Here is a 701-nt window from a genome sequence, read left to right as displayed (position 1 = left end):
TTTAAATAATTTGAGTTTTTAGATTATTAATATTTCGATTTAAGTGTATTTTAATAATGTACTGATTCAATGTTTGTGCAGTAATTTTAGCTAGAATTCTGGTTTTAAACCCCTCAAAAGTCTTTGCATAATTGCGTATAATCATAAATTGATCACATAGTTGAGAAAAAAAAGTTTCAATTCTTTTTCGATACTTTTTGAATGAATAAAACTGAGGTTTGTAATCTTTTTTATTCGATCTTTTTGGTGATTCTAATCATATATTAACTTCATTAAATAAATAAATTTGAATTGTTTGCAACTAATAATCTCTATCACCAAGTAGCACTCAATCTGATAGTTGAGATTTTATATCTTTCAAAAAATAAATATCATAAACAGATGCAGGACTAATATCAATACTCTAGAAAACACATCTTAAAGAACAATCAGCATAAAGTTTATAGCCTTAAGAAGACATTTACTGAGAAGCACAAAAACCTCTATTTGGTGCACTAAACTGATTTTATTTGCAAATTTTCGAGCGTTTAATTCTTGCTATTTTACACACCTCCAATGGTATACTATCAAGTTAAATTAATTTACTTATTTTCAATCAAATGCATAACAGTTATAATACGATCTTTGAGTTTAATAATAATTTACAATTTTTAAAATATGTAGCTTTATTTATATTGGAAAATTCAGGGAGATATCCAACC

The 701-nt window shown here is 25.4% G+C and carries 1 pseudogene; it reads right to left on the bottom strand.

The window, feature by feature from the left end:
* Position 1: 1 nt before the first annotated feature.
* Positions 2-571, bottom strand: a pseudogene (locus N5D46_RS14740) (IS982 family transposase); the annotation flags it as partial.
* Positions 572-701 lie beyond the last annotated feature (130 nt).

The sequence above is a fragment of the Empedobacter sp. GD03865 genome (assembly GCF_029840775.1).
GTDB lineage: Bacteria > Bacteroidota > Bacteroidia > Flavobacteriales > Weeksellaceae > Empedobacter > Empedobacter falsenii_B.
Note: the sequence above shows the minus strand (reverse complement) of the source record. Positions and strands in the feature narration are given on the sequence as shown.